Source organism: Streptomyces sp. JK94, assembly GCF_053613315.1.
In genome coordinates this window covers 158,701-183,675 of sequence record NZ_JBSICH010000025.1, presented here as the reverse complement: position 1 = coordinate 183,675, position 24,975 = coordinate 158,701, and the positions used below count along the sequence as shown (strand labels likewise).

Here is a 24,975-nt window from a genome sequence, read left to right as displayed (position 1 = left end):
AGAGACCGTTCTCTTTCCGAACCTCGTGTGACGTCTTCGCTGGTCAGGCATGAAGTAGCAGCTGCTGCGGGAGCCTGGGCTTGTTGCCGGGCGAGATGTCGTGGAGGTAGCGGATGCCGTCGATGCGGGCGGTTCTGGAGACGCGGCAGAAGGCCGCAGCCGCGCAGGTGAAGGACCTCGAAGCCGAGCTGGAACGGGTGCGGGCGGCTCTGGCGGAGGCGGAGGAGGTGCACCGGCGCCGGGTGATCGGTCTGGAGCAGTATCTGGAAGCGTTGGCCGAGGAGAACGCACCCGCCGACGGGGCCGGCGAGGTGCCGCGGAGGAAGGCGGTCGGGCCTCGCCGGGCGGTGCCGCACCGGCGACACGCGAGTGGGGTGGCGGAGTTGTCGCCGGACTACCAGGCGTTGATGGCCGCCGCGGTCGATGCGGGAGGCGACGGGCTGGGTGCCCGGCGGGCGGCGGTGGTGCTGGGCTGGGACAGCGCGTCCGCCTCCCGCGTCGAAGGGGCGAGGGCCCGGCTGAAACGGCTGGTGGAACGGGGCTGGCTGGTCGAAGCGAAACCGGGCAGGTTCATGCCGCCCGCGCCGCAACAGGCTCCTGACACCGGGCGGCCAGGCGGCGGCTCATGAGCATGGTCATCGACCACAGGATGACCGCTTCGCTGGTGTCGGTGCGCCGCTCGTAGTCCCGGACCAGGCGCCGACTGCGCAGGCACCAGGCGAGAGACCGTTCCACGACCCAGCGGCGGGGCAGGACCTGGAAGCCGCGGATGTCGTCGCTGCGGCGGACGATGTCCAGGACGACGCCGAGCTGCGTTGCGCTCCAGTCGACGAGGTGGCCGGTGTAGCCGCCGTCGGCCCACACCCGTGCCAGCCGCCCGAAGCGGCCCCGGGCCGCGGGCAGCAGGAGGCGGGCGGCGTCCCGGTCGGTGGTCGACGCCGGGGTGACCAGCACTGCCAGCAGCAGACCGAGCGTGTCGGTGAGCAGGTGCCGCTTGCGTCCATTGATCTTCTTGCCCGCGTCGTAGCCCCGCGAGGTGAGGGCGACGGTGGCGTCCGCCTTCACCGACTGCGAGTCGATGACCGCCGCACTCGGCTCCCGGTCGCGTCCCTCGGCATCACGGACCGCCTCGCGCAGCCGGTCATGCAGCTCGGCCACGAGTCCCGCGTCCCGCCAGCGGGCGAAGAAGGCATACACCCGCGGCCAGGGCGGGAAGTCCGACGGCATCGCCCGCCACTTGATGCCGTTGTCGACGAGGTAGCGCACCGCGTCGATCATCTGCCGGTGGCAGTAACCCTCCGGCCGCCCGCCCCGGCCGGCCAGCCATCCCGGAACCGGCAGCAGATCCCGCACTGCTGCCCACTCGGCATCGCTCATGTCCGAGCCGTACCGGGGCCGGCGCCCCGGGCGGTCGGCCGCATTCCCGAACCTGTGGGCGAGACAGTCACACCCAGGAGTGGACGGACTGGACCCGGCCACTGCGACCACGCGACACTTCGACAACAGGGCCTCTTGCTCCTCGCTGGACTCGACATCCGCGAGCTACCAAGAGGCCCTTCCTTCATGTCCGAACACCCGACAACTCACCCGATCCAGCACCCTGTTCGAGCCCCGGCCGAGCACCCGCACGGATAGAGAACAGCCAGTTAGGACAAGAGAGGGGGTGATTTCTGTTTGTGGTGCGCTGCGGTGTTGAAGAAGGAGCCGCTTCGCGGCGCGTTCTTGGGGCGGCTGTCGCCGAACAGCAAGAGGAGCACCAGTGGCGCCGGGTGCTCCTCTTGCTTGTCTGCGCTCTAGCACCGGCGCCGCACCTTGCCGCCCCTCGACGGCAGCTCCAGGAGAGCTGATCCTGATGGTTGCTAGACGCTAGTCCGCAGGTCAACGGCGGCCCATCCTGCTAGTGGCGCTGCTAGGTCTAGCGGGGCGGAGCGCTAGACCTAGCAGCGCTTGAAGGGGTCGCCGGCAGTCGCCTACGGCCGGGAGCTCCCACGTGCTGAGGCGCCCGAAGGTCGCCGCCCGAAGGGCGGTCCTCATTGCCCTTCGCTGTTCACGCGGAAGCGGAATCCGGCAGACGGCCGCTCAGGGAGGCAGGACACCCCCTCCTGGGAGCGCTCTGTGTGGGGGTTTCAGGCGTCCGACCTGCGCGCCTCCCTGCCTCCCTAATCCTTGATCTACGCAGGTCAACACGAGGGAGGCACCCCAGGGAGGCGGTCAGGGAGAACTCCCTGCCTCCCTGGGGTTCGGCGGGATATCTCCCTGTACAAACGGAACGTGCAGAGTCTGCCAGTCGCTCACGGTCGGAATCGCTGTCGTGCTGGGCCCTCTGTGGGCCCTCCGAGGATGACCGACGACGACAGATGACGACCAACAACAACCGCGCGGGTGCTGGTCAGTCGGGGTCCACAACTCCGTGACCAGGCACGAAAATCGGGCCAGCCAGACCCAGGGCAAGAAGAAGTAGGCGCCCACGCGAACAGGCCCCCTACCTGCGGGTTCTCCGCTGGGAGGGGGCTTTTCGCTGCCTCCGGAGCTGAGCGGATCGGCGGTGCCACCCACTCCGTGAGCCCCCGCCTCGCGGGCTTCTCCGCTGGGCGGGGGCTCACTGATGTCCTCAGGAGGGCCAGGCGTCAGCCATCTCGAAGGAGACCACCGTTCCGCCGAAGGGGCAGGAGCCGGACTGCCATGAGCCGGCGATGGCGTCGACCAGGAGTAGCCCCCTTCCGTGTGCGTCGTCGGCGTCGGGGCACCGCAGCCGCACGTTCTCCGGGAGCCCGGGATTGTGCACCTCGATCCGGAGGGAGGTCCCTGCGCGGAACCACTCCACGCGGACCACCCAGGGCTCGTCCGACCTGCCGTGGACGACGGCGTTGGTCACCAGCTCCGAGATCAGCAGGACACAGTCGTCGATGGAACAGGCCGGTCCGTAGGGTGTGATGAACCTTCGGAATCAGCGCCGGGCCCGGGGCACGGACTCCGCGACGGGAGGCAAGGCCATGGCGCCGAGGCGCGGTGAGTCCTCGCCGGGGTGGCGGTCGATGATGTAGGGCATCTGCGCTCACCGCCCGCCGCTGCCGTCGCGGTGGAGGCGGCGCCGCCACTGGCCAGAGGGCTTGAGTCTGCCCGTGCCGACGAGCCTCGGAGTGGTCACCGTCTCCGCCGACCACACGTTCCCCACGGCAATCGACAGTTCGTTCCCGAATGACGCCATACGGCACCCCTCACCTCAGAGGTCCCCGCGACCTCTCTAGACATCTACTCTACCCACTCATCTCTAGAGATGTTGCGGAATCGTGTAAGCGCACCCGGGCCAGGCAGGCCGAATGGTGCGGCGACTACGCGCAGCGAGCGAACGCCAACCCGTGGCCTAAGGTGTCTAGAGAAGAGAGGGAGGTTTACGGGATGGCCAGCACCGAACAAGACCGTCGGCCCAAGTACCAGCGGATCGCGGACGCTCTGCGTGAGGCGATCCAGTCGGGCGAGTACGGTCCCGGTGAGCGGCTTCCGGGAGAGAACGACCTCATGACCACGTACGGCGTGGCCCGCATGACGGCCCGCCAGGCCCTGAGTGTGCTCCGGGACGAAGGCATCGCCGAAGCCCGCAAGGGCGCCGGTGTGTTCGTCCGGGAGTACCGCCCGCTCCGGCGCCGAGGTATCCAGCGTCTGGCCCGGCGGCAGTGGGGCGACGGCCGTTCCGTCTGGTCGGCGGACGTCGAGGACCGCACGCTCGAGGTCGACCGGATCACCGTGTCCGAGGAGACCGCTCCGGACCGCGTGCGTACGGCCTTGGACCTGGCCGGCGAGGAGACGGTGTGCGTGAGGCGGCGCCGCTTCGTCCTCGACGGGAAGCCCGTCCTGCTCGCGACGAGCTATCTGCCCGCGTCCCTGGTCGCCGGATCGGCGATCACGCGGGAGGACACCGGTCAGGGCGGGACGTACGCCAGGCTCGCCGAACTCGGCCACGAGCCCGTGCACTTCCGCGAGGAGATCCGCTCACGGATGCCGTCGAAGGACGAGGCGACGGAGTTGGGCATGTCCGCGGGGACCCCGGTCATCCTCGTCTGCCGCACGGCCTTCACGGACGCAGGCCGTCCCGTCGAGATCAACGAGATGACGCTGGACGCGGCCTCGTACATCCTGGAGTACGACTTCGACGCCTGAGCCCGGGCTCATCGGCGGCTTTCGCACGGCGGCCTCCGGGCTCATGGTGGCCTCCGGGCTCATGGTGGCTTTTGCGCGGGGGCGGCCGGTCGTCGGCCTCTCTTCGAAGCGGGTGTCGAGGGCCGGTGTCACTTCTCGCGATGCCGGGCGAACACCTGCTGCTGCTCGTCCTGCCGGCTCCAGTCGGCCGACGACCGTGTCCTGTGGATCGGCGTCGGTGATCAGGCCGCTGACCTTCTCCCAGGGCAGGACCCGGAACGACGAGGCCGTGCCGTTCCGACTGGTGCCCACCGGCCTCCACCGGGCCGGCGCGCCACGGCGGCAGCCCGCGCCGCCTCACGGCAGCAGCCCTCGCGTGCGGATCAGGGGCCGGCGTGCCGCTTCAGCCGGCGTGGGTGCCGGGGGCTCCGGCCGGCGCGTTCCTGACCGGGGGCGGGGGCGCAGCAGGAGGTCGGAGCCGATGACGTCGGCGACGCGGATCAGGGAGCGCGGCGGGCGGTGCAGGCGCAGTACCGCCCCGCTTCGCCCGGTGTGCTCCGAGGCCGCGAGGAAGACGTTCAACCCGCTGACGTCGCAGAAGCCGACCGCCGTGAGGTCGACGTCGACGGTGCGGGTCGGGTCGTGCAGGCACCGGGCCAGCGCGTCCCGCAGGAACGGGGCGGTGGTCAGGTCGATGTCGCCCACGACGGTGAGCGCGGCGTGGGACCCGCGGTTCTGGTGCCGGACGCTGAACGGTGCGGGGGCCATGGCTCCTCGTTCGGTCGACTCGTCGAAGACACTGCGCGGGGCGGACCGGCCCGGGATCATGCCGACTTCCCGTGGGTACGGCGCCGAGGGCGCAGGAGTCGTACGCGTCGGCCGTCGCGTCGGTCGTCGCGATCACCGCCGCGATGTCCCCGGTGCTCGGTGGCGCCGTGCGCCGCCTCGGTCCGGTGGCGGCCGCTCTGTCCGGCAGGGGGCTCCCGGTCGGGCGCGACGACACCGTCGCGGCGGTAGTGGAAGGCGGCGATGCGGTCTCCGTGCTGCGCGTTGAGCCGGTGGATGAGGAACGCGCCTGCCGCGATCACCGCCAGCAGCACGATCACCGTGACGAGGGTGTCCACGGTCCTCACATCCTCTCGGGCGGGTCCGCCGCCGTCGCACGGGTCACGTGGTCCTGCGCCGGAACGGCGGGAGCACCGGTTCCGTGGCCGCCTTCGGACTCCCAGGCCGCCACCCCGTCGCGGTCGGCACCGGCGGGCGCCGTCCGGCGCGCGGCGTCGGCCATCAGGCGGCTCGCGGTCGCCGTACGGCGCGGGTCGGTGGCGGCTGCCATCAGCCAGGTGGCCGCGGCGGGGGACGTCTCCGGGGGGACCACCAGCAGGTTCCAGCGGCCCACGTGGTAGGAGAGCAGCAGGAGTTCGTGCGCGTCCTGTTCGAAGCGGAACCAGCCCACCTTCACCACATGACCTACGACGGGCACCTTGCGCGGGAGGACCGGCCACTGCGCGGGATGCACCGTGACGCGGGTGATCCGCCCCCACAGCGGGTCGAGAACGGCCGCCAGAGCGGGCAGTTCGGCCGTGAGGTCACGCGAGCGCGGCCACCAGGCACCGTCCAGCAGGAGCGGTGCGGAACCGGTGGGAGCGAGTGCCAGACGTACGGGAGGAACGGAGCGTCGGTCTTCGGGAGTCGTCGGGCGGGAGATGGTCGCAGTCATGACGCGCGCCCTGCCCCGGGCCGACCGGAGACGGCCCGGCGTATTCGATCACCGATAACGACACGGACGTGATTGCCCGTGCTCGAAGTGTCCTCGGTCTTTGCAGCGTACTCCTCGGGGCGCCCGAGCGGGCCCCGAGGCCGCCGGTCCTTTCGTGGGCGTCGGCCCTTGACCCTGCGGGGGGATGCGCGTCCCCGGATGTGGGGGGGGAGGGTGGAGGGAGCGGGCGCCGGCCGCCGAGCCGGGGCGCGGGGGCGAGGACGCCGAAGACCTCGAAGAGGAAGAGGACGAGGACCGGTAGTCGGGGCCGGAGGGACCCGGCGGAGTAGAGTGACTGCCACTTTGGTCCCGTCCGTCGCACATCGAGGTCGCCATGGAGTCCCCCGACAGCCCCTCGCACGGTCACGCCGAGGTTCAGGTCACCGCGGCGTCGCCCGAGGTCGCACGGCGTGTGGCGGAGGTGCTCCGCCACTGCTTCGCCGCCACCGAGCAGCGCAGCTATCCCGCCAGTGACGAGGGCGGGACCCGTCTCGAACTCACCGTGGACACCACGCGCGCGGCGGAACCCGCCCTCTCCTGGCTGGAATCCAGCCGCCGGACCGGTCACGCCGACGTGGAGTCCGGGCGGGGCTGAGTCCGGGCGGCCCGCCGTGGCACCCGGCCGGAGCGGCTTGCCGGGTGCCCGCCCCCCGGCCCCCGGGGCCCCCGCCCACCCGGCCCCGGGGCGACCGCCCCCCGGCCTCGGGGCGCTCGTACGTCGGCCGCCGTGGCGGACGGTCGTATCCGCTCGGGGCGGTACCTCAGTCCCGCGTCACCCCGCCCGGTCCCGCGCGGGGCGGCGCGGGAACGGCGCTGCTCAGCCGGCCGTCGTCAGCCGTCCCCGACGCCCCCGGCGTCCCCGCAGGGCCTGCCAGGCCGCGCCCAGCGCCAGCGACTGGACCAGGGCCGAGACCGCGATGCCGCCCAGGAAGAACCAGGCCGGTGCGTCGCCGCCCCAGCCCGCCTCGCCGAGCCAGGCGACGAAGCCGAAGGCCGGGAAGGTGAACAGGGCCGGCCAGACCCAGATGAGAGAGGCGTCGGGGCTGGACGCAAAGAGCGGTTCCAGCGCGGCGACGGCCACCGCGCCGCCGACCAGAGCGAGGTAGGCCGCCGAGGCGCGGTTGGCGAAGGTCAGGCGGGCGGCGGTGCGTAGCGGGCTGGTCTTCATCGGATCTCGTCTCCCCGTGGGTCGTCTTCCTGTCTCCAGGGTCGGACGGAGACGGGCCCCCGGGCCTGAGTACCCGTACTCAGGTCGGGGCGCGCGGCACCCGGGGGAAGCTCATCCCGTGATGCACCTCCGCGAAGCGAGCCGTGGCCTCGCGCCCCTCCAGGGTCTTCCCCCAGGGCGCGCCGATACGGCGGACGGGTCGAACCCGGCCGCCGTACCGCTGTCGTACCGCGGCGTACTACCGCTTTCTGAGCCCGCCTCGCCCTACCGCGTCAGCCGCACTGGCAGGGATTGCCCGACTGGCAGCCGCAGCCGCAGCCCGAACCGCAGCCGCAGGCGGCGATCAGGGGCAGGCTGCGGATCTCGGCGGGCTGCTCGGTCCGGCGTTCCCGGGCGGGGTCGGGCTGGGTGCTGGGGGAATCGGCCATGGGTTCCTCCTGGGGGCTGGTGCCTGGCCCCATTGCACGCCCCGAGCGGCAGTCGCATCAACGGCGCACTGGGGCGACCGCGCGCCCCCAGTGCCGCCCCGGCCCGCCCCGGCCCGTCCCGGCCCGCCCCGTCCCGGCCCGATCGCGCTCGTGCCCGGGGCCGGTGGGGCCCCGCTCGTGACCGGGACCGTCCCCGCTCGTGCCCGGGCCCGGGCACCCTCCCGCCCGGTCCCGTTCCCCCTCGTGCCGTCCCCCGCCCACCCGACCGTTCCCGCCCGGGTGGGCGGGCCGGTGTCAGACGCCCTCCACCTGCGTCGGCGGCTGGACGTCCGCCTGGAGATCGTCCGCGTGCTCGCCGGTGACCAGGTAGACCACCCGCTTGGCGACCGCGACGGCGTGGTCGGCGTAGCGCTCGTAGTAGCGGCCGAGGAGGGTGACGTCCACGGCCGTCTCGATGCCGTGCTTCCACCGGTCGTCCATCAGGTGCTGGAAGAGGGTGCGGTGGAGCTGGTCCATCGCGTCGTCGTCCTGCTCCAGCTGGAGCGCCAGGTCGACGTCCTTGGTGATGATCACCTCGGCCGCCTTCGCCATCAGGCGCTGCGCGAGCTGCCCCATCTCCAGGATGGTCGCGTGCAGGTCGCTCGGGACCGCGCGCTCCGGGTAGCGCAGCCGGGCGAGCTTGGCCACATGCTGGGCCAGGTCGCCCGAGCGCTCCAGGTCGGCCGACATCCGCAGCGAGGTGACGACGATGCGCAGGTCGGTCGCCACCGGCTGCTGCCGGGCCAGCAGGGCTATCGCCCGCGCCTCCAGTTCGTGGTGGAGCTCGTCGACCTTCTGGTCGCCCTCGATCACGTTCTCGGCCAGCTTCAGGTCCGAGTCGAGGATGGCGGTCGTGGCGCGCCCGATCGCCGACCCGACCAGCCGGGCCATCTCCACCAGACTGTCGCCGATGGAATCGAGTTCCTCGTGGTACGCGTCCCGCATCAGGGTTCCCTCTCGTACGTCCAATTAGGGGGCTCGCATCGGCTCGCACCCCTTGCCGTGCCCCCACGCTTACACGTTCCGGCCTGCACGCGTCCGTTTCCGGCACCTCACGTGAACCGCCACTGGCTCCAAGGTGAACTCTGGGCGACGAGTGTTCGAGGTCGCAGTCCGATGGCTGGGGCGGGGCCGTTCACCATGCCTAACCTGGAGGCATGGACGTGAACGCGGCGGTCGCCGCAGCGGCAGCGATCGCCGGAGTACTCACCGGTGTCATCGCCATGCTGGCGTTCCGCTGGAGCGAGCGCGACCAGACGCGCCCGACCCGCAGCTCCCTGCACACCGACCCGGTGCTCCCGCCCGGCGTGGACACCGTCCTGTCGGTGCTCCGCTCCTCCGCGGTCGTCCTCGACGAGGACGACACGGTGGTCAAGGCCAGCTCGGCGGCGTACGCCCTCGGTCTGGTCCGGGGCGGCAAGCTCGCCGTCGAGCCGATGCTGCAGATGGCCCGGGACACGCGGCGGGACGGAGAGATACGGCAGGTCGAGCTGGACCTGCCGAGGAGGGGCACCGGGCGCGGTGAGGCACTCGCCGTCTCCGCGCGCGTGGCCCCCCTCGGCTCCCGGCTGGTGCTGCTCCTCGTCGAGGACCTCACCGAGGCCCGCCGCATCGAGGCCGTACGGCGCGACTTCGTCGCCAATGTGAGCCACGAGCTGAAGACGCCGGTCGGCGCCCTCTCCCTGCTCTCCGAGGCCGTCATGGACGCCTCGGAGGACCCGGAGGCGGTGGAAAGGTTCGCCGGACGCATGCAGATCGAGGCGACCCGGCTCACCAACCTGGTGCAGGAGCTCATCGACCTGTCCCGGGTCCAGAACGACGACCCGCTCGACGACGCCGAGCCCGTCCGGGTGGACGAGCTGGTCGCCGAGGCCATCGACCGCTGCCGGCACGCCGCCGGCACCAAGCAGATCACCATGGCCGCCGGAGGAACGGCGGATCTGCACGTACGAGGCAACCGCGGCCAGCTCGCCGCCGCCCTCGGAAACCTGGTCGAGAACGCCGTCAACTACTCGCCCGCCCGCACCCGCGTCGGCATAGCCGCCCGCCGCGTCGCGGCCTCCGGCGGCGACCTGATCGAGATCGCCGTGACCGACCAGGGCATCGGCATCTCCGAGAAGGACAAGGAGCGCGTCTTCGAGCGGTTCTACCGCGTGGACCCGGCCCGTTCCCGGGCCACCGGAGGTACCGGTCTGGGTCTCGCGATCGTCAAGCACGTGGTCGCCTCGCACGGCGGGGAGGTCACGGTGTGGAGTGCCGAAGGCCAGGGCTCCACTTTCACCCTGCGACTGCCGGAGTCGGGCCAGTCCCGCGACCGCGCACAGCAGAGCCCCGACCGCGCCGGACTCAGTGCCGAGACCGAGCGGTCCCCCTCATCCCCCCATACTTCCCCGTACGAAACGCTTCCCGCTCCGGAGGTCCTTCCGTGACCCGTGTGCTCGTCGTCGAGGACGAGGAGTCCTTCTCCGACGCCCTGTCGTACATGCTCCGCAAGGAGGGCTTCGAGGTCGCCGTCGCGACCACCGGCCCCGACGGACTCGACGAGTTCGAGCGCAACGGCGCCGATCTCGTGTTGCTCGACCTGATGCTGCCCGGCCTGCCGGGCACCGAGGTGTGCCGTCAGCTGCGCGGCCGCTCGAACGTCCCCGTGATCATGGTGACCGCCAAGGACAGCGAGATCGACAAGGTCGTCGGGCTGGAGATAGGGGCCGACGACTACGTCACCAAGCCCTTCTCCTCCCGCGAGCTGGTCGCCCGCATCCGGGCCGTACTGCGCCGTCGCGGCGAGCCGGAGGAGGTCGCTCCGGCCGCGCTGGAGGCCGGCCCCGTCCGCATGGACGTCGACCGGCACGTCGTGACGGTCGACGGCACCAAGGTCGACCTGCCGCTGAAGGAGTTCGACCTGCTGGAGATGCTGCTGCGCAACGCCGGTCGCGTGCTGACCCGCATGCAGCTGATCGACCGGGTCTGGGGCGCCGACTACGTCGGTGACACCAAGACCCTCGACGTCCACGTCAAGCGGCTGCGCGCCAAGATCGAGCCCGACCCGGGCGCGCCGCGGTACCTGGTGACCGTGCGGGGCCTCGGGTACAAGTTCGAGCCGTAGAGCGCCCCACCCGGGCGCGTCGCCCGCGCCCGGGGACGCGGCACGACGAAGGGCGGGACCTCCCGGAGAGGTCCCGCCCTTCGTCGTGCCGCGTATTGCGGGACTGCGGGTGCTACAGGTACTGGGGTGCTACAGGTAGCGGGGACTACCGGCACTGCGCGTACTGCGGGCTGCGGGTGTCAGTGACCGGCGTCGGACTCCTGCGAGGCGCCGTCCGTCGCCGTGCCGCTGCCGGCCTCGCCCTCGGTGCCCTGCTCGGAGGACTCGTCGGTCCCGGCGGACGACGAGCCGTCGGTCGCGGTGCCGGAGGTCTGGCCGTCGGACGGCTCGCCGGAGGCGTCCTGCGACGGCTGCCCCGACGCGCCGGGCGCCGCCGGGACGTCACTCGGTCCCCAGTCGGAGAAGTAGTTCTCGGCGGGGACGACGAACGCCCGCAGGCTCACTTCACCGGTCTTGCTGAAGGTGAAGGTGATCTCCTGCGCGTTGCCGTCCTTGACGGCCTCGCGGCTGCTGGGCAGAACGGCCGAGGCGTTGTCCTTGCCGCCGACGACCAGAGACCCGCCCGCGGGGATGGTCAGGCCTCCGTCGCCGCCCGTCTCGCCCTCGGCGGGCTTCAGCTCGGCGGACTTGTCGGTGCCGGCCACGGTGACGGACTCCAGGGTCTGGTCCGTCCTGCCGTTGTTGAAGAAGGTGGCGGAGACCACGGCCGGGCCGGTCGACTCCAGGTCGGGCTGCGTGATGACGATCGCGTTCTGGATCTGGATGTCACCGACGGTCGTCGCGGCGTTGTCCGGCTTGATCTCCAGCGTCTGGGCGTTGTGACCGGCACCGCACGCGGCGAGCGAGGCGATCGAGAACGCGATGGCGGCGGCGGCGAGGGCGCCGCGTCGAAGGCTGCTGCTCACGGCGGCGGCAACTCCTAGGACTCGTCGAGCGGGACGGCGGCCACGGATAAAGCCGCCCTAAGTGACTGTCAGCGGCTTCAGGCTACCGAGCCGGTCCCGGACGGCCGCACCCGACCCTCCCCGAAGGCGCCCGGCTTCGCCCGGCAGGCGGTAGGACGGCTGCCGGGCGGCGCGGGGCGGCCCAGGACGGCGGGACCGGGCGGCGGCGGGGCGGCGGGGCCGGGCCGCGCGGGGGCGGCCGGGGCGCGGCGCGGGGACCGGACCGCGCGGCGGGGTGTGTGGCCGTGCGGTTCCCGGGAGCGGTTCCCGGGTCGCTTTGCGGCGGCAGTCGTCGCCATTCGGATAAGAAGCCCCCGCGATACCGGTCGCCCCATCCGTGCACACGAGATTTCCGTGAAGGAATGCGCGGACGGCCAGGAAATGGATCACCGGTGGGCCGGCCCCGACACCCGGTGATCAATTCCGGAATCGTCCGGAACCCCGCCTCGGTCACCGAACGGAGTAACGAAAGTCGCACGTCTGGAACCGGACATACGGTGTGTTCCGGACGGTAGGATGGCCCTCCGGGCGTGCGCGACGTGTCTGTTTCGTCCGGCCTGAAGAGCCGCTCCGACCTGCGAATACTTTCTTCCGCTCACCCCGCGCAGCACGTTCCTGTTGCTGTTGTCAAGCCCCGAGATGCGCCCTGACCTGCGAAAACGCCATTCAGAAGACGCCGTATCCGTGTTACCCTGGATAGCCACGGAAGGGGTACCTGTCACATGACGTTCAAGGTTGGCGACACCGTGGTCTATCCCCATCACGGGGCCGCGCTGATCGAGGCTATCGAAACTCGCCAGATCAAAGGCGTGGACAAGACCTACTTGGTGCTGAAGGTCGCCCAGGGCGACCTGACGGTACGTGTGCCAGCGGACAATGCGGAGTTCGTCGGCGTGCGTGATGTGGTCGGTCAGGACGGGCTGGACCGGGTCTTCGAAGTGCTGCGCGCGCCGTATGCCGAGGAGCCCACGAACTGGTCGCGTCGTTACAAGGCAAACCTGGAGAAGCTCGCCTCCGGCGACGTCATCAAGGTCGCGGAAGTCGTACGCGACCTGTGGCGCCGGGAGCGCGAGCGAGGACTCTCCGCCGGTGAGAAGCGCATGCTCGCCAAGGCCCGCCAGATCCTGGTGAGCGAGCTGGCTCTCGCGGAGAACACCAACGAGGACAAGGCGGAGGCCCTGCTCGACGAGGTGCTCGCCTCCTGAGCCGCCTCCCGGGGTGAGCCGCCTTCCGGGGCGGACCACGGACCGCTGCCCGCTCGGTTCAGCGCACTGAAATGCCGCGGTGCCCGATGACATCTTCGCTGTCGCCGGGCGCTGCGGCATGTTCGTACCCGGACACCCGTCCCGGTACGCCCTGGTCTTCATAGGCTCATCCCGGGGGCTTCCCCCGGGGTGCCGGCGTGCCGGGCCTGGGCTGCTGGCTCGACCGGGGTCACGGAAGGGTCCGGTCAAGGCGTCGCGCCCGGCACGGTGAGGCCATACCCAACTAGGTCGAGCACACAAACCTGACAGGAACCGATGTCTGACGAATCGCGTCCCTCGCCCGCGCAGACGCGCGCCGAAGCCCGTACGCGCCCCCGGACCGCGGCCGTGATCCCGGCCGCCGGCCGGGGCGTACGGCTCGGCCCCGGCGCCCCCAAAGCCCTCCGCGCGCTGAGCGGCACGCCCATGCTCATCCACGCGGTCCGCGCGATGGCCGCCTCCCGCGGGGTCTCGCTGGTCGTCGTCGTGGCCCCGCCCGACGGCGCGGCCGAGGTCAAGAGCCTGCTCGACGCGCACGCGCTGCCCGAGAGGACGGACTTCCTCGTCGTGCCCGGCGGCGCGTCGCGGCAGGAATCCGTACGGCTCGGCCTGGACGCGCTGCCGGCCGAGTACGACATCGTCCTCGTGCACGACGCGGCCCGGCCGCTGGTGCCGGTGGACACGGTGGACTCCGTGATCGAGGCCGTGCGCGAGGGCGCGCCCGCCGTGGTGCCGGCGCTGCCGCTGGCCGACACGGTCAAGCAGGTCGAGCCCGCCGGCGTACCGGGTGAGCCCGAGCCGGTGGTGGCGACGCCGGAGCGGGCGCGGTTGCGTGCGGTGCAGACACCGCAGGGCTTCGACCGGGCGACGCTGGTGCGGGCCCACCGGACGGTGACCGGCGACGTCACCGACGACGCGAGCATGGTCGAACAGCTCGGCCTGACGGTGGTGGTGGTGCCGGGGCACGAGGAGGCGTTCAAGGTGACGCGGCCCCTCGACCTGGTGCTCGCGGAGGCGGTCCTGGCGCGCAGGAGGCTGAACGATGGGTTCTGAGACGGACGGGTTGCCGATGCCGCTGCCGCAGGTCGGGATCGGCACGGACATCCACGCCTTCGAGGACGGGCGTGAGCTGTGGTGCGCCGGGCTGAAGTGGGAGGGCGAGGGGGCCGGACTGGCCGGGCACTCCGACGCGGACGTCGTCGCGCACGCGGCGTGCAACGCGCTCTTCTCCGCGGCGGGGGTCGGGGACCTGGGGCAGCACTTCGGCACCGGACGGCCGGAGTGGTCCGGGGCGTCGGGCGTGACGCTGCTGACGGAGGCGGCGCGGATCGTGCGGGCGGCGGGGTTCCGGATCGGGAACGTCGCGGTGCAGGTGGTCGGGCCGCGGCCGAAGATCGGCAAGCGGCGCGAGGAGGCGCAGGAACTGCTGTCCGCGGCGGTGGGGGCGCCGGTGTCCGTCTCGGGGGCGACGACGGACGGGCTCGGGTTTCCCGGGCGGGGGGAGGGGCTGATGGCGGTGGCCACGGCGCTGGTGGTCCGGGCGGGGTGACGGGCCCCGCGGGGCGGGGCGCGACGGTACCGGGGCGGCGGTGAGGAGCGGACCGTGCACGGCGCCTCCGCGCCGCCCGGGCCGGTGAGCCGACGGGGGACCGCGCGCGGTGCCTCCGTGCGGCCCGGGCCGGTGAGCCGACGGGGACCGCGCGAGACGCCCCCGCGCCGCCCGGGCCGGTGAGCCGACGGGGGACCGCGCGCGGTGCCTCCGTGCGGCCCGGGCCGGTGAGCCGACGGGGACCGCGCGAGACACCCCCGCGCCGCCCGGGCCGGTGAGCCGACGCACACCGCTCGCCCCTCCGCCCGCCCTCCACCTCCGCCGGCCCCTCCACCTCCACCGGCCCGCACGGACGGGAGGCCGCCCCCGCCCCACCGGCCCGGACGGACAAAGGGCCGCTTCCGCCCACCGGCCCCGGGCGGGGAGCGCCCCGCGTCGGCGCGGGCGGGTAACAAGCGGGCAGGCGTGCCCGTGGCACTGCCTGCCGCCTACTACCCTGGGAGGCGTGACTATTCGCCTGTACGACACCAGCGCCCGGCAGATCCGTGACTTCGCCCCCCTCACGCCGGGCTGCGTCTCGATCTACCTGTGCGGTGCCACCGTGCAGGCCGCCCCGCACATCGGGCACATCCGGTCCGGCCTGAACTTCGACATCATGCGCCGCTGGTTCGCGTACCGCGGCTACGACGTCACGTTCGTCCGCAACGTCACCGACATCGACGACAAGATCATCAGGAAGGCGGCGGAGCAGAACCGCCCCTGGTGGTCCATCGGTTACGAGAACGAGCGGGCCTTCAACGACGCCTACACCGCCCTGGGCTGCCTGCCGCCCACCTACGAGCCCCGCGCCACCGGCCACATCACCGAGATGGTCGAGATGATGCGCGGCCTCGTCGAGCGCGGGCACGCCTACGAGGCCGAGGGCAACGTCTACTTCGACGTACGCTCCCTGCCCGGGTACCTGGCGCTGTCCAACCAGGACCTCGACGACCTGCGCCAGCCGTCCGGGGAGGGCGAGACCGGCAAGCGGGACCCGCGGGACTTCGCCATGTGGAAGGCGGCCAAGCCCGGTGAGCCCAGCTGGGAGACGCCGTGGGGGCGCGGGCGGCCGGGCTGGCACCTGGAGTGCTCCGCCATGGCGCACAAGTACCTGGGCGAGGAGTTCGACGTCCACGGGGGCGGCATCGACCTGATCTTCCCCCACCACGAGAACGAGATCGCCCAGGCCAAGGGCTTCGGCGACGCCTTCGCCCGGTACTGGGTGCACAACGCCTGGGTCACCATGAGCGGCGAGAAGATGTCGAAGTCGCTCGGCAACAGCGTGCTCGTGAGCGAGATGGTCAAGCAGTGGCGCCCGGTCGTGCTGCGGTACTACCTCGGCACCCCGCACTACCGCTCCACCATCGAGTACGGCGAGGAGTCCCTGCGCGAGGCCGAGGCGGCGTACGCGCGGATCGAGGGCTTCGTGCAACGCGTCACCGAACTGGCCGGCCGGACCGTCGAGCCCGCCGCCGAGGTGCCGCCCGCCTTCGCCGAGGCGATGGACGACGACCTGGGCGTCCCGCAGGCCCTCGCGATCGTGCACACCACCGTCCGGCAGGGCAACGGCGCGCTGGCCGCCGACGACAAGGAAGCGGCCGTGGGCCGTCTCGCCGAGGTCCGTGCCATGCTCGGTGTCCTCGGCCTCGACCCGCAGGCCCCGCACTGGGCCGGGGAGCAGGAGCGGGGCGAGGAACTGCGGCACGTCGTCGACGGTCTCGTACGCCTCGTCCTCGACCAGCGCGAGGCCGCGCGGACACGCAAGGACTGGGCCACCGCGGACGCCATCCGCGACCAGCTCGGCCACTCGGGTCTGGTCGTCGAGGACGGCCCGCAGGGGCCCCGCTGGAGCCTCGGCTCCCGCTGACCCGCCCGGTCACGGAGTCCCGCCCGTAGATCGATTGTGCCGCCCGGCCTCCCGGGCGGCACACTGCACAAGACGCACGTACCACGCATACTCCCGTAGAGAGCGGAGACAGGTAACTCATGGCCGCGAACAACCGCCGCATGTCCGGCAAGAAGGGCGCGCAGGTCGGCAGCGGCGGCAAGCGACGCCGGGGCCTGGAAGGCAAGGGGCCGACGCCTCCCGCCGAGATGCGCAAGGGGCACGCCAAGCAGCGCGTCGCCAACGCGAAGGCGCGCCGCGCCACGGGCCGCACCCAGCAGCGGCGCGGCGGCGGACGGTCGACGTCCGAACTCGTCGTCGGCCGCAACCCCGTCTACGAGGCCCTGCGCGAGGGCGTGCCCGCCTCGACGCTCTACGTCCAGCAGTTCATCGACAACGACGAGCGGGTGCGCGAGGCGCTCCAGCTCGCGGCCGAGCGCGGCGGCATCAACCTGATGGAGGCGCCGCGTCCCGAACTGGACCGGATGACCAACGGGCTCAACCACCAGGGGCTCGTCCTCCAGGTCCCGCCGTACGAGTACGCGCACCCCGAGGACCTGGTCGCCGCCGCCCACGACGAGGGCGCGGACCCGCTGATCGTCGCCCTGGACGGCGTGACCGACCCGCGCAACCTCGGTGCCGTCGTCCGTTCCGTCTCCGCCTTCGGCGGTCACGGCGTCGTCGTGCCCGAGCGGCGCGCGGCCGGCATGACGGCGGGCGCCTGGAAGACGTCCGCCGGTACGGCCGCCCGTACGCCGGTGGCCCGCGCCACCAACCTCACGCGCGCGCTGGAGTCGTACCAGAAGGCCGGGATCACGGTCGTGGGCCTCGCCGCCGACGGCGAGGTCGAACTCGGCGCCCTGGAGGCGCTGGACGGCCCCGTGGTCGTCGTGGTCGGCAGCGAGGGCAAGGGCCTGTCCCGGCTCGTCGGGGAGACCTGCGACGTCCGGGTGCGGATCCCGATGCCGGGTGGGGCCGAGTCCCTCAACGCCGGTGTGGCCGCGGGGATCGTGCTGTACGAGGCGGCGCGCCGGCGCGGCTGACGGCGGCCGGCGCGCGAGTGCGGGGGTGCGGGGTCCCTGCTCCCCGGGGCGGCGCGCCCGGTGTTGTGGAACGGGGGTTCGACGCCGTAGCCCGTACGGGGTGTTCCGGACGGTCCGGACATGCTTGACGCGGTCCGGACAGATCCGGGCGGTCAAGACAGTGTCCTAACGACACGTCACTCGGTTAGATGAGTGTGGACACCAGAACACCCCGCACACCCACGGGGGACCGCTCGTCGGGAATCGACGACGCTCCCGCGCTGAGCATGGTGAAGGTGCCGAGCGATCCGGCCCAGGTCATCGTCAATCACGCGAGTTTCCGCGTGCAGCTCGGTGCCTCCGCCGGGCGGACCCGGTCCCCGCGGGTCGCGCGGCACTTGAGCGCCACCCAGGACACCGCCCGCATGCCCGTCGTGGGCACCGTCGCGAGCTCCGCCGCCCCGGCCGCCGCCCGCCGCCGCGCCGTCGTCTGGAGCGGACGCTCCGACCCGGACGACACCGGCGCCCACCGGCTGCTCCAAGCGGTGCGGGCCGGAGCCGGCCGGCACCTCGCGGACCCGGCCGCCGACCCCTCGGCGGAAGCCGGTGCCACCCAGGTCATCCCCCGCGTGGGCATCGACGGGGGCGCCCCGGGCCACGACGGCTACGACGCCTACGACGACGGCCCCGCCACCCAGACCCTCGAGACCCCCCTCGTAGGCGCCCAGCGGGGCCCCGTCCCCGACGGCACCCGGCTGCTGCCCGCCATGCGCACCGTCGGCAGCGCCTACGACGAACCCGCCTACGCGGGCGAGGACTTCGCCCCCGGGGCCGACGGCTACGACGACGAGCCGGAACCGGCCGAGCCGCGCAGCAGGCGCCGCGCCGACGACCCGGCGCGGCACGCCTACTTCCCCGGCCGGCGGATGAACCTCGGCGTCGTGCTGCTCCCGCTGCGCGTCTTCCTCGGCTTCATCTCCATCTACGCCGGCATGGGCAAGCTCTGCGACCCCGTCTACTTCGACGGCGGCGAGCGCGGCTCCATGGTCAAGTGGCTCAACTCCCTGCACCCCTGGGACGTCGCCGAGCCGCTGCGCCAGTTCGCCCTCGACCACCCCGTCGGCGCCGGCCTCGTCATCGCCTTCCTCCAGGTCCTCGTGGGCGTCCTGACCGTCCTGGGCTGCTGGCAGCGCGTCGCCGCCGTCGTCGGCGCGGGCCTGTCCGCCGCGCTCCTGGTCACCGTCAGCTGGAAGAGCGTTCCGGTCTACGACGCGCCCGACATCATCTACCTCGCCGCCTGGTCCCCGCTGATCATCGCCGGTGCGCCCGTCTACTCCGTGGACGGCCGGTTCGCCGGCAGCGCCTGGCGACGGCTCGGCCCCCGCGCCGACATCTGGGATCTGCGCCGCTACGTCCTGCGCCGCGGCGCCCTCGTCACGTTCCTGGTCGCCGGCGTCACCCTCCTCGTCGGCTCGCTCCTCGGCGGTGCCGTCCGGGACGCCGACCGCGTGGTCGTCCCCGGCCCCGGCGAGGCACCGCGCAACGAACTGCCCGGCAGCCCGCTCCCGCAGGAGCCCGGCACCCGGAAGCCGAAGGCCCCCTCGGCCTCCGCCTCGCCCACCCAGGGCGCCACCAGCGGCGCGGCCACCCCCTCCGCGGGCGCCGCGGCCACCCCGGGCGCGACCCGCGGGAGCGGCGGCGGCACCGTCACCGGCGGCACCCCCACCCAGACCCAGGGCACCACGGGCCAGGCTCCGCCGCAGCAGTCCTCCCCGGTCGGTCAGGCGCCGACCACCACGTCGGGGCCGGCCTCCGGCGGTACCGCGACCGGCGGTGGCGGCGGCTCGACCGGCGGTGGCGGCGCCGAAAGCACCGGCGACGGCGAGGAATCCTCCTCCACCGGACAACCGGGCAGCCGCCTGGTGGGCGGCCTCCTGGGCTGACCCGCCCCACCCGTGCCGAGGGGCCCCGCACGTCGTGCGGGGCCCTTCTCGTGTGCCGGGGAGCTACGGGGCCGGCCGGGCTCCGGCGGGCCGGGGCTCAGCGGCTCTGGGTCGCCAGTTCCCGGGCCGCCTCCGTCAGGTCCTTGGCGGTGTCGATCGCGCGCCAGTAGGAGCCCTGCGGGATCGGGAAACCGGCCAGCCGGCGTTCCCGGGCCAGCCTCGGGAACGTCGTGCGCTCGTGGTCACCGCGCTCCGGGAGCATCGCCGCGAAGGCGGGCGAGAAGACGTACACACCGGCGTTGATCTCGAAGGTCGACGGCGGTGCCTCGATGAAGTCGGTGATGTGGCCGAAGCCGTCCGTCTGCACGGCGCCCCACGGCAGGCGCGGACGGGCCAGGGAGAGGGTCGCGACGGCGTCCCGCTCGGCGTGGAAGTCGGCCATGTCGCGCAGCGAGAAACGGGTCCAGATGTCACCGTTCGTCGCGTACCAGGGCTGGTCCGGGTGCGGCAGGCGCGCGGCGGCGTACTTGAGGCCGCCGCCCCGGCCGAGGGGCTCGGTCTCGACCACGGTGGTGACGGAGAGCGGCAGGTCGGCGCTCTCCAGCCACCGCTGCAACACCTCGGCCAGGTGGCCGCAGGAGACGACGACGTCCGTCACGCCCTCCTCGGCGAGCCAGGCGAGCTGATGGCCGATGATCGGAGTCCCCGTGCCCGGGATCTCGACCATCGGCTTGGGCCGGTCGTCGGTGTAGGGGCGCAGCCGGGAACCCTGTCCGCCGGCCAGGACGACGGCTTGAACGGGGCGGCGGGACGCGGCGTTCGGATCGGTCATGCCCGAACTGTACGCGGCGCCCCACTGGCCGCCGAAGGGCACTCGGCTGTTGCGCAGGCCCCTGAAGGGCGCCCGGCCGTGCGCAGGTCCCCTGCTGGGCACTCGGCCGTGTACAGGCCCCTGAAGGGCACTCAGCCGTGCGCCGCCTCCTGGAGGGTGCCCGGGCCGTGCGCCGCCTCCTGGAGGGTGCCCGGGGCTGTGGTGCCCCTCCCCTGGGGGATGCTCGGCCGTGTGCCGGTCCCTGGGGCGCGCTCGGCCGTGCGCCGGCCCCTGAAGGGGGCTCAGCCGTGCGCGGCCAGCACGCCCGAGGCGAAGGCGGTGTCGCAGACGGGGCGCGCGTACGACTGGGCGCGCGTCGGGCCGTACACCTTGACCGCGGCGCGGCCGAGGGCGCGGGCGATGGACGCGCAGTGGCCCGCCAGCGACGGGCGTTCGTCCACGGCCTGCTGGAGGTGGGTGAGGGCCACGCCCGGGTCCTCCTCCTGCAGCTCGGTCAGCAGCCGGTCGCGCAGCACCTCGTGCGGCGCGCGGGCGGCGGCCCGGGAGGAGGCCTTGGACGAGGAGGCTTCCGACGCGGCGAGTACCGAGTCGGAGGGATCCCCCGACCAGTTGACCCGCGTGACCGCGAGGGTCCCGGAGAGCACCAGGACGACGGGCAGGACGAAGGCGAGAGAGCGGCCGATCCGGCGGGCGGGGCCCCGGCCGCGTCGCGTCTGTCGGGTGCTGGAGTGCTTCACGGAGTGCTTCACGCGAGTGAGGGTAGCGCCCGGTAATGATTTGGCGACATTTAGTCACCCTTTCGGGGGAGGAAGGAGCGCTCTCGAATGGGTAGAGGGTTGACGCGTATCGCTCGAAACGTCCGGTGTGCCGGGGTGTTCGTCGACGACGAAAAGAGCCCCGCAGCAGGCCGCGGGGCTCTTTTCGTCAACGAGGGTGATTTCACCCGGTCGCGTGGTTTCCCGGTGCCCCGCTTCCGGGGCCCGAGGGCCGTCGGGACACGAGGGCCGGGCCCTCAGGGCGCGAGGGCCGTCGGGAAGGAGCCGGCCGGGAGACGTCAGTCGGTGAGGCGCTCGCCCGTGGAGGAGGAGAAGACGTGGCTCTCGCCCGGCCGCGGCACGACGTGGACGGTGGAACCCTTCTCCGGCACCGCGCGGCTGCTGACGCGGACCACGAGGTCCTTGCTCTCGCCGTCGACCTCGACCGAGCCGTAGATGTAACCGTCGGCGCCGGTCTCCTCCACGACGTTCACGGAGACGGCCATGCCCGCCGGAGCGTCGCCGGCGTCCTTCGACAGGGACGCGGAGACCCCGCCGTTCAGCTCGACCACGTCGAAGTGCTCGGGGCGGACGCCGACGGTGACCGTGCGGTCGCCCTTGTCGGCGGCGGCCTTCAGGGCGTCCCGGTTGACCGGCACCACGCTGTTGCCGAACTTCACGCCGCCGTCGGTGATCGGGACCTCGATCAGGTTCATGGCCGGGGAACCGATGAAGCCGGCGACGAAGAGGTTCGCGGGCTTGTCGTACATGTTGCGCGGGCTGTCGACCTGCTGGAGCAGACCGTCCTTGAGGACCGCCACCCGGTCGCCCATCGTCATGGCCTCGACCTGGTCGTGGGTGACGTAGACGGTGGTGATGCCGAGACGGCGCTGGAGGGAGGCGATCTGCGTACGGGTGGAGACGCGGAGCTTGGCGTCCAGGTTGGACAGCGGCTCGTCCATGAGGAACACCTGCGGCTCACGCACGATCGCGCGGCCCATCGCCACACGCTGGCGCTGACCGCCGGAGAGGGCCTTCGGCTTGCGGTCCAGGTACTCGCTCAGGTCGAGGATCTTCGCGGCCTCCTCGACCTTCTGCCGGATCTCCGCCTTGTTGACGCCGGCGATCTTGAGTGCGAAGCCCATGTTGTCGGCGACCGACATGTGCGGGTACAGCGCGTAGTTCTGGAACACCATGGCGATGTCCCGGTCCTTCGGCGGCAGGTGCGTGACGTCGCGGTCGCCGATGCGGATGGCGCCGCCGTTCACGTCCTCGAGCCCCGCGAGCATGCGGAGCGAGGTGGACTTGCCACAACCGGACGGGCCGACCAGGACGAGGAACTCGCCGTCCGCGATGTCGATGTCGAGACCGTCGACGGCGGGCTTCGTGGAACCCGGGTAGACACGGGTCGCCTTGTCGAACGTAACAGTGGCCATGGTGATGGGCCCCCTTCTACCGGCAGGAACGTGCCGGACGATCCGTTGTAGGAAGGTGGTGTGGTGTAGTCCACACGGGTGGACTGGCTCAGGACGGTACCTGGCGTTCACCTGCTCTGTCAGTACCTGTGGGCCTGTGAACTTCGTCGAAATTCTCGCGTCACATCGTTCACCGGCTCTGTGTACAGTGGAGCCGCCTCCGCGCGCGCCGCCGCGCGACGCCTCCTTAGCTCAGATGGCCAGAGCAACGCACTTGTAATGCGTAGGTCGTCGGTTCGAATCCGACAGGGGGCTCGCAGGAACACCGGGCCGGAGGCCCCGCCGCCCGTGGGCGGCGGGGCCTCCGTGCTCCCCGGTTCCTACTTCCCTCCCGAGACCTGTTCCGCCTCGCACACCGCGCCGCGCTCCGGGAGCCTCCCGTCGAGCAGGTACGTGTGGACGGCGTCCCGTACGCACGCGTTGCCGCTGTCGAAGGCGCCGTGTCCCTCGCCTCGGTAGGTGAGCGCGAAGCCGACGCCCCGGCCGAGGCGTTCGGCCATGCGGGCGGCGCCCTGGTAGGGGGTGGCGGGGTCGCCGGTGCTGCCGATGAGCAGGACCGGCGCGGCGCCGGGTGCGCTCACGTCGGGGCGCTCGGCCTCTCCGGGGACCGGCCAGCCGGCGCACGCGAGGGTGCTCCACGCCAGGGCCGGGCCGAACAGGGGGGACGCCTCGACGAACTCGGGCAGCTTCTCCTCCACCTCGGCCACGGTGTAGCGGCTGCTGGAGTCGGCGCAGGTGATGGCCCGGAAGGCGTCGTTCTGGTTGCTCCCGTTGCTCCCGTTGCTCGCGTTCTCGTCGGTGCCGTCGGTGCCGTCGGTGCCGTCGTCCGGGTCCCCGTCGGCGCCGTGCTGTCCGAGGGTCTCGGCCAGGTCCAGCAGTACGTCGCCGTCGCCCCTGGTCAGCGCCTCCAGACCCACCAGGAGCGCGGGCCACAGGCGCCGGCTGTAGAGCGAACCGCTGATGGCGTCGATCAGCTCGTCACCGTCGAGTTCGCCGCCGTCCGAGACGCGCAGCGGTGCCTCGTCCAGGGCGGCCTCCAGGGCGACGGCGGCCTCCACGATCTCCTCGGTGCTGCCGCCGAGCGTGCAGCGCTGCTCGGCACACCAGGCGGCGAAGTGCTCGTAGGCGAGCTGGAACCCCGCGGCCTGTCCGAGGGCTTCCTCCATCGCGTCGCGGGTGGGGTCGACGACGCCGTCCAGCACGGCCCGGCCGACGTTGTCCGGGAACAGGTGGGCGTACACGCCGCCGAGTTCGGTGCCGTACGAGACGCCGAAGTAGTGGAGCTTCTCGTCGCCGAGGACATGACGCATCAGGTCCATGTCCCGGGCGGCCCCGGCGGTGCCGACGTGGGGGAGGACATCGCCGGAGTTCTTCCGGCACGCGGCCGCCGTCAGCCGGTGGAAGCCGGCCAGCGCTTCGGACTCGTCGCCGCCGTCGTCGGGGATGTCGTCGATCTCGGTCTCGGCCGCCTCGGCGGCGCCGGCGTCCAGGCAGCGCACGCCCCGGCTGTCGCCGACGCCACGCGGGTCGAAGCTCACCAGGTCGTACCGGGAGCGGAGATTCTCGTAGCCGGGGGCGAGGCCGGGCAGGCCGGTGACTCCGGAGCCGCCGGGGCCGCCGAAGTTGAAGAGCAGCGAACCGATGCGGTCCTCGGCGCCGCCGCTGGAGCGGGCCCGGATCAGTGCGACGCCCATCGACTCCCCGGAGGGCTTCTCCCAGTCCAACGGCGCCCGCAGGGTGGCGCACTGCCACCGGGTGCCGTCCGGGAGGGGGGCGGGGACCTCGCCGCCGCCCTGGAGGGGCGAGGGGGCCGGGCAGTCCCTCCAGTGCAGGGTCTGCTCCCGGAACCGGGCCTCACCCCGGCCCTCGGTCGCCGCGCCGCCGTCACCGCGTCGGCTGCCGTCCTGCGCCGCCGGTGCGCAGGACGCCAGGGAGCAGGCGAGCAGGGTGGCCGTGGACAGGAGGGCAGCGGTGGATATCGCTCGTGCTGAGGGCATGGCCTCAGGCTGTTGCCGGACGGGCGGTGCCGCACGGCATGGCGGCCATTCGGCGGAAACGGCCACAACAGGGGGCGCGAACCGTTCACATGCGACCTGGCGCACGCCTACCTGTACGCCCAGCGCACCGCCGACGGCCGGATCGCGCTGGGCGGGCGCGGAGTGCCGTACCGCTTCGGCTCCCGCACCGACAACGACGGCACGACGCGGGGGGCGACGGTCGAGGCGCTGCGCGGAATCCTCGTCCGCTTCTTCCCCTCCCTGGCCGGGCTGCGGATCGAGCACGCCTGGTCGGGTGTCCTGGGCGTGCCCCGCGACTGGTGCGCGACCGTCACCCTGGACCGCTCCACCGGCCTCGGCTGGGCGGGCGGCTACGTCGGCTCTGGCGTCGCCACCGCCAACCTCGCCGTCCGTACCCTGCGCGACCTGGTCCAGCGGGACTCGGGACAGGGCGGCCGTACCGACCTCACGGAACTCCCGTGGGTGAACCACCGGGTGCGCCGCTGGGAACCGGAGCCGCTGCGCCGGCTCGGCGTCCAGGGCATGTACGCCGTCTACCGCGAGGCCGACCGGCGCGAACGCACGTCCTCCAGCGCCGCATCGTCCCGGCTGGCGCGGATCGCGGACCGCGTGGCGGGCCGCGACTGACCCGG

The 24,975-nt window shown here is 72.6% G+C and carries 25 protein-coding genes, 1 tRNA gene and 1 pseudogene; 13 read left to right on the top strand and 14 right to left on the bottom strand.

The genetic code is table 11. The features are described from left to right. The first annotated feature begins 122 nt into the window (after window positions 1-122). Window positions 123-629 (top strand): hypothetical protein, encoded by a 507-nt coding sequence (locus ACVV2G_RS22820; RefSeq protein ID WP_453842056.1) that lies wholly within the window; start codon window positions 123-125, stop codon window positions 627-629. Here ACVV2G_RS22820 and ACVV2G_RS22815 read toward each other — a convergent pair. Further along, window positions 571-1,377 (bottom strand): IS5 family transposase, encoded by an 807-nt coding sequence (locus ACVV2G_RS22815; protein ID WP_453842038.1) that lies wholly within the window; start codon window positions 1,375-1,377, stop codon window positions 571-573. The two genes, ACVV2G_RS22820 and ACVV2G_RS22815, sit on opposite strands and share 59 nt — an antisense overlap. 1,234 nt (window positions 1,378-2,611) lie before the next feature. Next, window positions 2,612-2,935, bottom strand: coding sequence for an ATP-binding protein (locus ACVV2G_RS22810; RefSeq protein WP_453844607.1), 324 nt, complete (start codon window positions 2,933-2,935; stop codon window positions 2,612-2,614). Between the two features lie 464 nt (window positions 2,936-3,399). On the opposite strand from ACVV2G_RS22810, the gene ACVV2G_RS22805 reads away from it, so the two are divergent. Then, window positions 3,400-4,158: a GntR family transcriptional regulator gene (locus ACVV2G_RS22805; protein ID WP_453844597.1), complete on the top strand. Its 759-nt coding sequence runs from the start codon at window positions 3,400-3,402 to the stop codon at window positions 4,156-4,158. Between the two features lie 168 nt (window positions 4,159-4,326). Here the strand turns inward: ACVV2G_RS22805 and ACVV2G_RS22800 are convergent. From ACVV2G_RS22800 to ACVV2G_RS22785, 4 genes and pseudogenes are all read right to left on the bottom strand, one after another. Then, a pseudogene (locus ACVV2G_RS22800) lies at window positions 4,327-4,431 on the bottom strand (DeoR family transcriptional regulator); the annotation flags it as partial. A gap of 63 nt (window positions 4,432-4,494) precedes the next feature. Beyond that, a complete protein-coding gene (locus ACVV2G_RS22795; protein WP_453844596.1) occupies window positions 4,495-4,965 on the bottom strand; it encodes an STAS domain-containing protein in 471 nt (156 codons plus the stop codon). Next, window positions 4,962-5,261 (bottom strand): hypothetical protein, encoded by a 300-nt coding sequence (locus ACVV2G_RS22790; RefSeq protein ID WP_453844595.1) that lies wholly within the window; start codon window positions 5,259-5,261, stop codon window positions 4,962-4,964. Before ACVV2G_RS22790 ends, ACVV2G_RS22795 begins: the two co-directional genes overlap by 4 nt. A gap of 5 nt (window positions 5,262-5,266) precedes the next feature. Continuing rightward, the gene (locus tag ACVV2G_RS22785) at window positions 5,267-5,857 is read right to left on the bottom strand and encodes a DUF5994 family protein (RefSeq protein WP_453844594.1); all 591 of its coding nucleotides are present in this window, start codon (window positions 5,855-5,857) and stop codon (window positions 5,267-5,269) included. Window positions 5,858-6,230: 373 nt separating this feature from the next. Between ACVV2G_RS22785 and ACVV2G_RS22780 the strand changes: the two genes are divergently transcribed. Next, window positions 6,231-6,491, top strand: coding sequence for a hypothetical protein (locus ACVV2G_RS22780; protein ID WP_453844593.1), 261 nt, complete (start codon window positions 6,231-6,233; stop codon window positions 6,489-6,491). A gap of 222 nt (window positions 6,492-6,713) precedes the next feature. Here the strand turns inward: ACVV2G_RS22780 and ACVV2G_RS22775 are convergent, their stop codons facing one another. The 3 genes from ACVV2G_RS22775 to phoU form a co-directional block, all read right to left on the bottom strand. Next, window positions 6,714-7,064 (bottom strand): SCO4225 family membrane protein, encoded by a 351-nt coding sequence (locus ACVV2G_RS22775; protein WP_453844592.1) that lies wholly within the window; start codon window positions 7,062-7,064, stop codon window positions 6,714-6,716. Between the two features lie 272 nt (window positions 7,065-7,336). Further along, complete coding sequence (locus ACVV2G_RS22770; protein WP_453844591.1) at window positions 7,337-7,492, bottom strand: hypothetical protein; 156 nt, start codon at window positions 7,490-7,492, stop codon at window positions 7,337-7,339. Window positions 7,493-7,786: 294 nt separating this feature from the next. Further along, window positions 7,787-8,476, bottom strand: coding sequence for a phosphate signaling complex protein PhoU (phoU, locus tag ACVV2G_RS22765; protein WP_453844590.1), 690 nt, complete (start codon window positions 8,474-8,476; stop codon window positions 7,787-7,789). Between the two features lie 212 nt (window positions 8,477-8,688). Between phoU and phoR the strand changes: the two genes are divergently transcribed. Both phoR and phoP read left to right on the top strand, forming a co-directional pair. Further along, window positions 8,689-9,960 (top strand): two-component system sensor histidine kinase PhoR, encoded by a 1,272-nt coding sequence (gene phoR / locus ACVV2G_RS22760; protein WP_453844589.1) that lies wholly within the window; start codon window positions 8,689-8,691, stop codon window positions 9,958-9,960. A gap of 5 nt (window positions 9,961-9,965) precedes the next feature. Then, window positions 9,966-10,637: a two-component system response regulator PhoP gene (phoP, locus tag ACVV2G_RS22755; RefSeq protein ID WP_487248111.1), complete on the top strand. Its 672-nt coding sequence runs from the start codon at window positions 9,966-9,968 to the stop codon at window positions 10,635-10,637. Between the two features lie 179 nt (window positions 10,638-10,816). Here phoP and ACVV2G_RS22750 read toward each other — a convergent pair whose 3' ends face one another. Then, complete coding sequence (locus ACVV2G_RS22750; RefSeq protein ID WP_453844587.1) at window positions 10,817-11,542, bottom strand: copper chaperone PCu(A)C domain-containing protein; 726 nt, start codon at window positions 11,540-11,542, stop codon at window positions 10,817-10,819. Between the two features lie 761 nt (window positions 11,543-12,303). Here ACVV2G_RS22750 and ACVV2G_RS22745 point away from each other — a divergent pair. From ACVV2G_RS22745 to ACVV2G_RS22720, 6 genes are all read left to right on the top strand, one after another. Further along, window positions 12,304-12,786, top strand: coding sequence for a CarD family transcriptional regulator (locus ACVV2G_RS22745; protein WP_003953493.1), 483 nt, complete (start codon window positions 12,304-12,306; stop codon window positions 12,784-12,786). Between the two features lie 315 nt (window positions 12,787-13,101). Beyond that, a complete protein-coding gene (gene ispD / locus ACVV2G_RS22740) occupies window positions 13,102-13,878 on the top strand; it encodes a 2-C-methyl-D-erythritol 4-phosphate cytidylyltransferase (protein ID WP_453844586.1) in 777 nt (258 codons plus the stop codon). Then, window positions 13,868-14,374 carry a 2-C-methyl-D-erythritol 2,4-cyclodiphosphate synthase gene (gene ispF, locus ACVV2G_RS22735; RefSeq protein ID WP_453844585.1) on the top strand — a complete coding sequence of 169 codons (507 nt, stop codon included), beginning with the start codon at window positions 13,868-13,870 and terminating at the stop codon, window positions 14,372-14,374. The genes ispD and ispF overlap by 11 nt, the downstream gene beginning before the upstream one ends. Window positions 14,375-14,879: 505 nt before the next feature. Next, window positions 14,880-16,280, top strand: coding sequence for a cysteine--tRNA ligase (gene cysS / locus ACVV2G_RS22730; RefSeq protein ID WP_453844584.1), 1,401 nt, complete (start codon window positions 14,880-14,882; stop codon window positions 16,278-16,280). 119 nt (window positions 16,281-16,399) lie between these two features. After that, complete coding sequence (gene rlmB, locus ACVV2G_RS22725; RefSeq protein ID WP_453844583.1) at window positions 16,400-17,341, top strand: 23S rRNA (guanosine(2251)-2'-O)-methyltransferase RlmB; 942 nt, start codon at window positions 16,400-16,402, stop codon at window positions 17,339-17,341. Window positions 17,342-17,529: 188 nt separating this feature from the next. Further along, complete coding sequence (locus ACVV2G_RS22720) at window positions 17,530-19,263, top strand: DoxX family protein (protein WP_453844582.1); 1,734 nt, start codon at window positions 17,530-17,532, stop codon at window positions 19,261-19,263. A 97-nt stretch (window positions 19,264-19,360) separates the two neighbouring features. Here the strand turns inward: ACVV2G_RS22720 and ACVV2G_RS22715 are convergent, their stop codons facing one another. The 3 genes from ACVV2G_RS22715 to msiK form a co-directional block, all read right to left on the bottom strand. Beyond that, the gene (locus ACVV2G_RS22715; RefSeq protein ID WP_453844581.1) at window positions 19,361-20,095 is read right to left on the bottom strand and encodes a nucleotidyltransferase family protein; all 735 of its coding nucleotides are present in this window, start codon (window positions 20,093-20,095) and stop codon (window positions 19,361-19,363) included. A 281-nt stretch (window positions 20,096-20,376) separates the two neighbouring features. Continuing rightward, on the bottom strand, window positions 20,377-20,832 hold the full coding sequence (locus tag ACVV2G_RS22710; RefSeq protein WP_453844606.1) for a hypothetical protein: 456 nt from the start codon (window positions 20,830-20,832) through the stop codon (window positions 20,377-20,379). 317 nt (window positions 20,833-21,149) lie between these two features. Continuing rightward, window positions 21,150-22,286 carry a diacetylchitobiose ABC transporter ATP-binding protein MsiK gene (msiK, locus tag ACVV2G_RS22705; protein WP_453844580.1) on the bottom strand — a complete coding sequence of 379 codons (1,137 nt, stop codon included), beginning with the start codon at window positions 22,284-22,286 and terminating at the stop codon, window positions 21,150-21,152. Between the two features lie 220 nt (window positions 22,287-22,506). Here msiK and ACVV2G_RS22700 point away from each other — a divergent pair. Then, window positions 22,507-22,580, top strand: a tRNA-Thr gene (locus ACVV2G_RS22700). Window positions 22,581-22,645: 65 nt separating this feature from the next. Here the strand turns inward: ACVV2G_RS22700 and ACVV2G_RS22695 are convergent. Further along, the gene (locus ACVV2G_RS22695; RefSeq protein WP_453844579.1) at window positions 22,646-24,322 is read right to left on the bottom strand and encodes an alpha/beta hydrolase; all 1,677 of its coding nucleotides are present in this window, start codon (window positions 24,320-24,322) and stop codon (window positions 22,646-22,648) included. Between the two features lie 12 nt (window positions 24,323-24,334). On the opposite strand from ACVV2G_RS22695, the gene ACVV2G_RS22690 reads away from it, so the two are divergent. Next, window positions 24,335-24,970 (top strand): FAD-dependent oxidoreductase, encoded by a 636-nt coding sequence (locus ACVV2G_RS22690; RefSeq protein ID WP_453844578.1) that lies wholly within the window; start codon window positions 24,335-24,337, stop codon window positions 24,968-24,970. Window positions 24,971-24,975 lie beyond the last annotated feature (5 nt).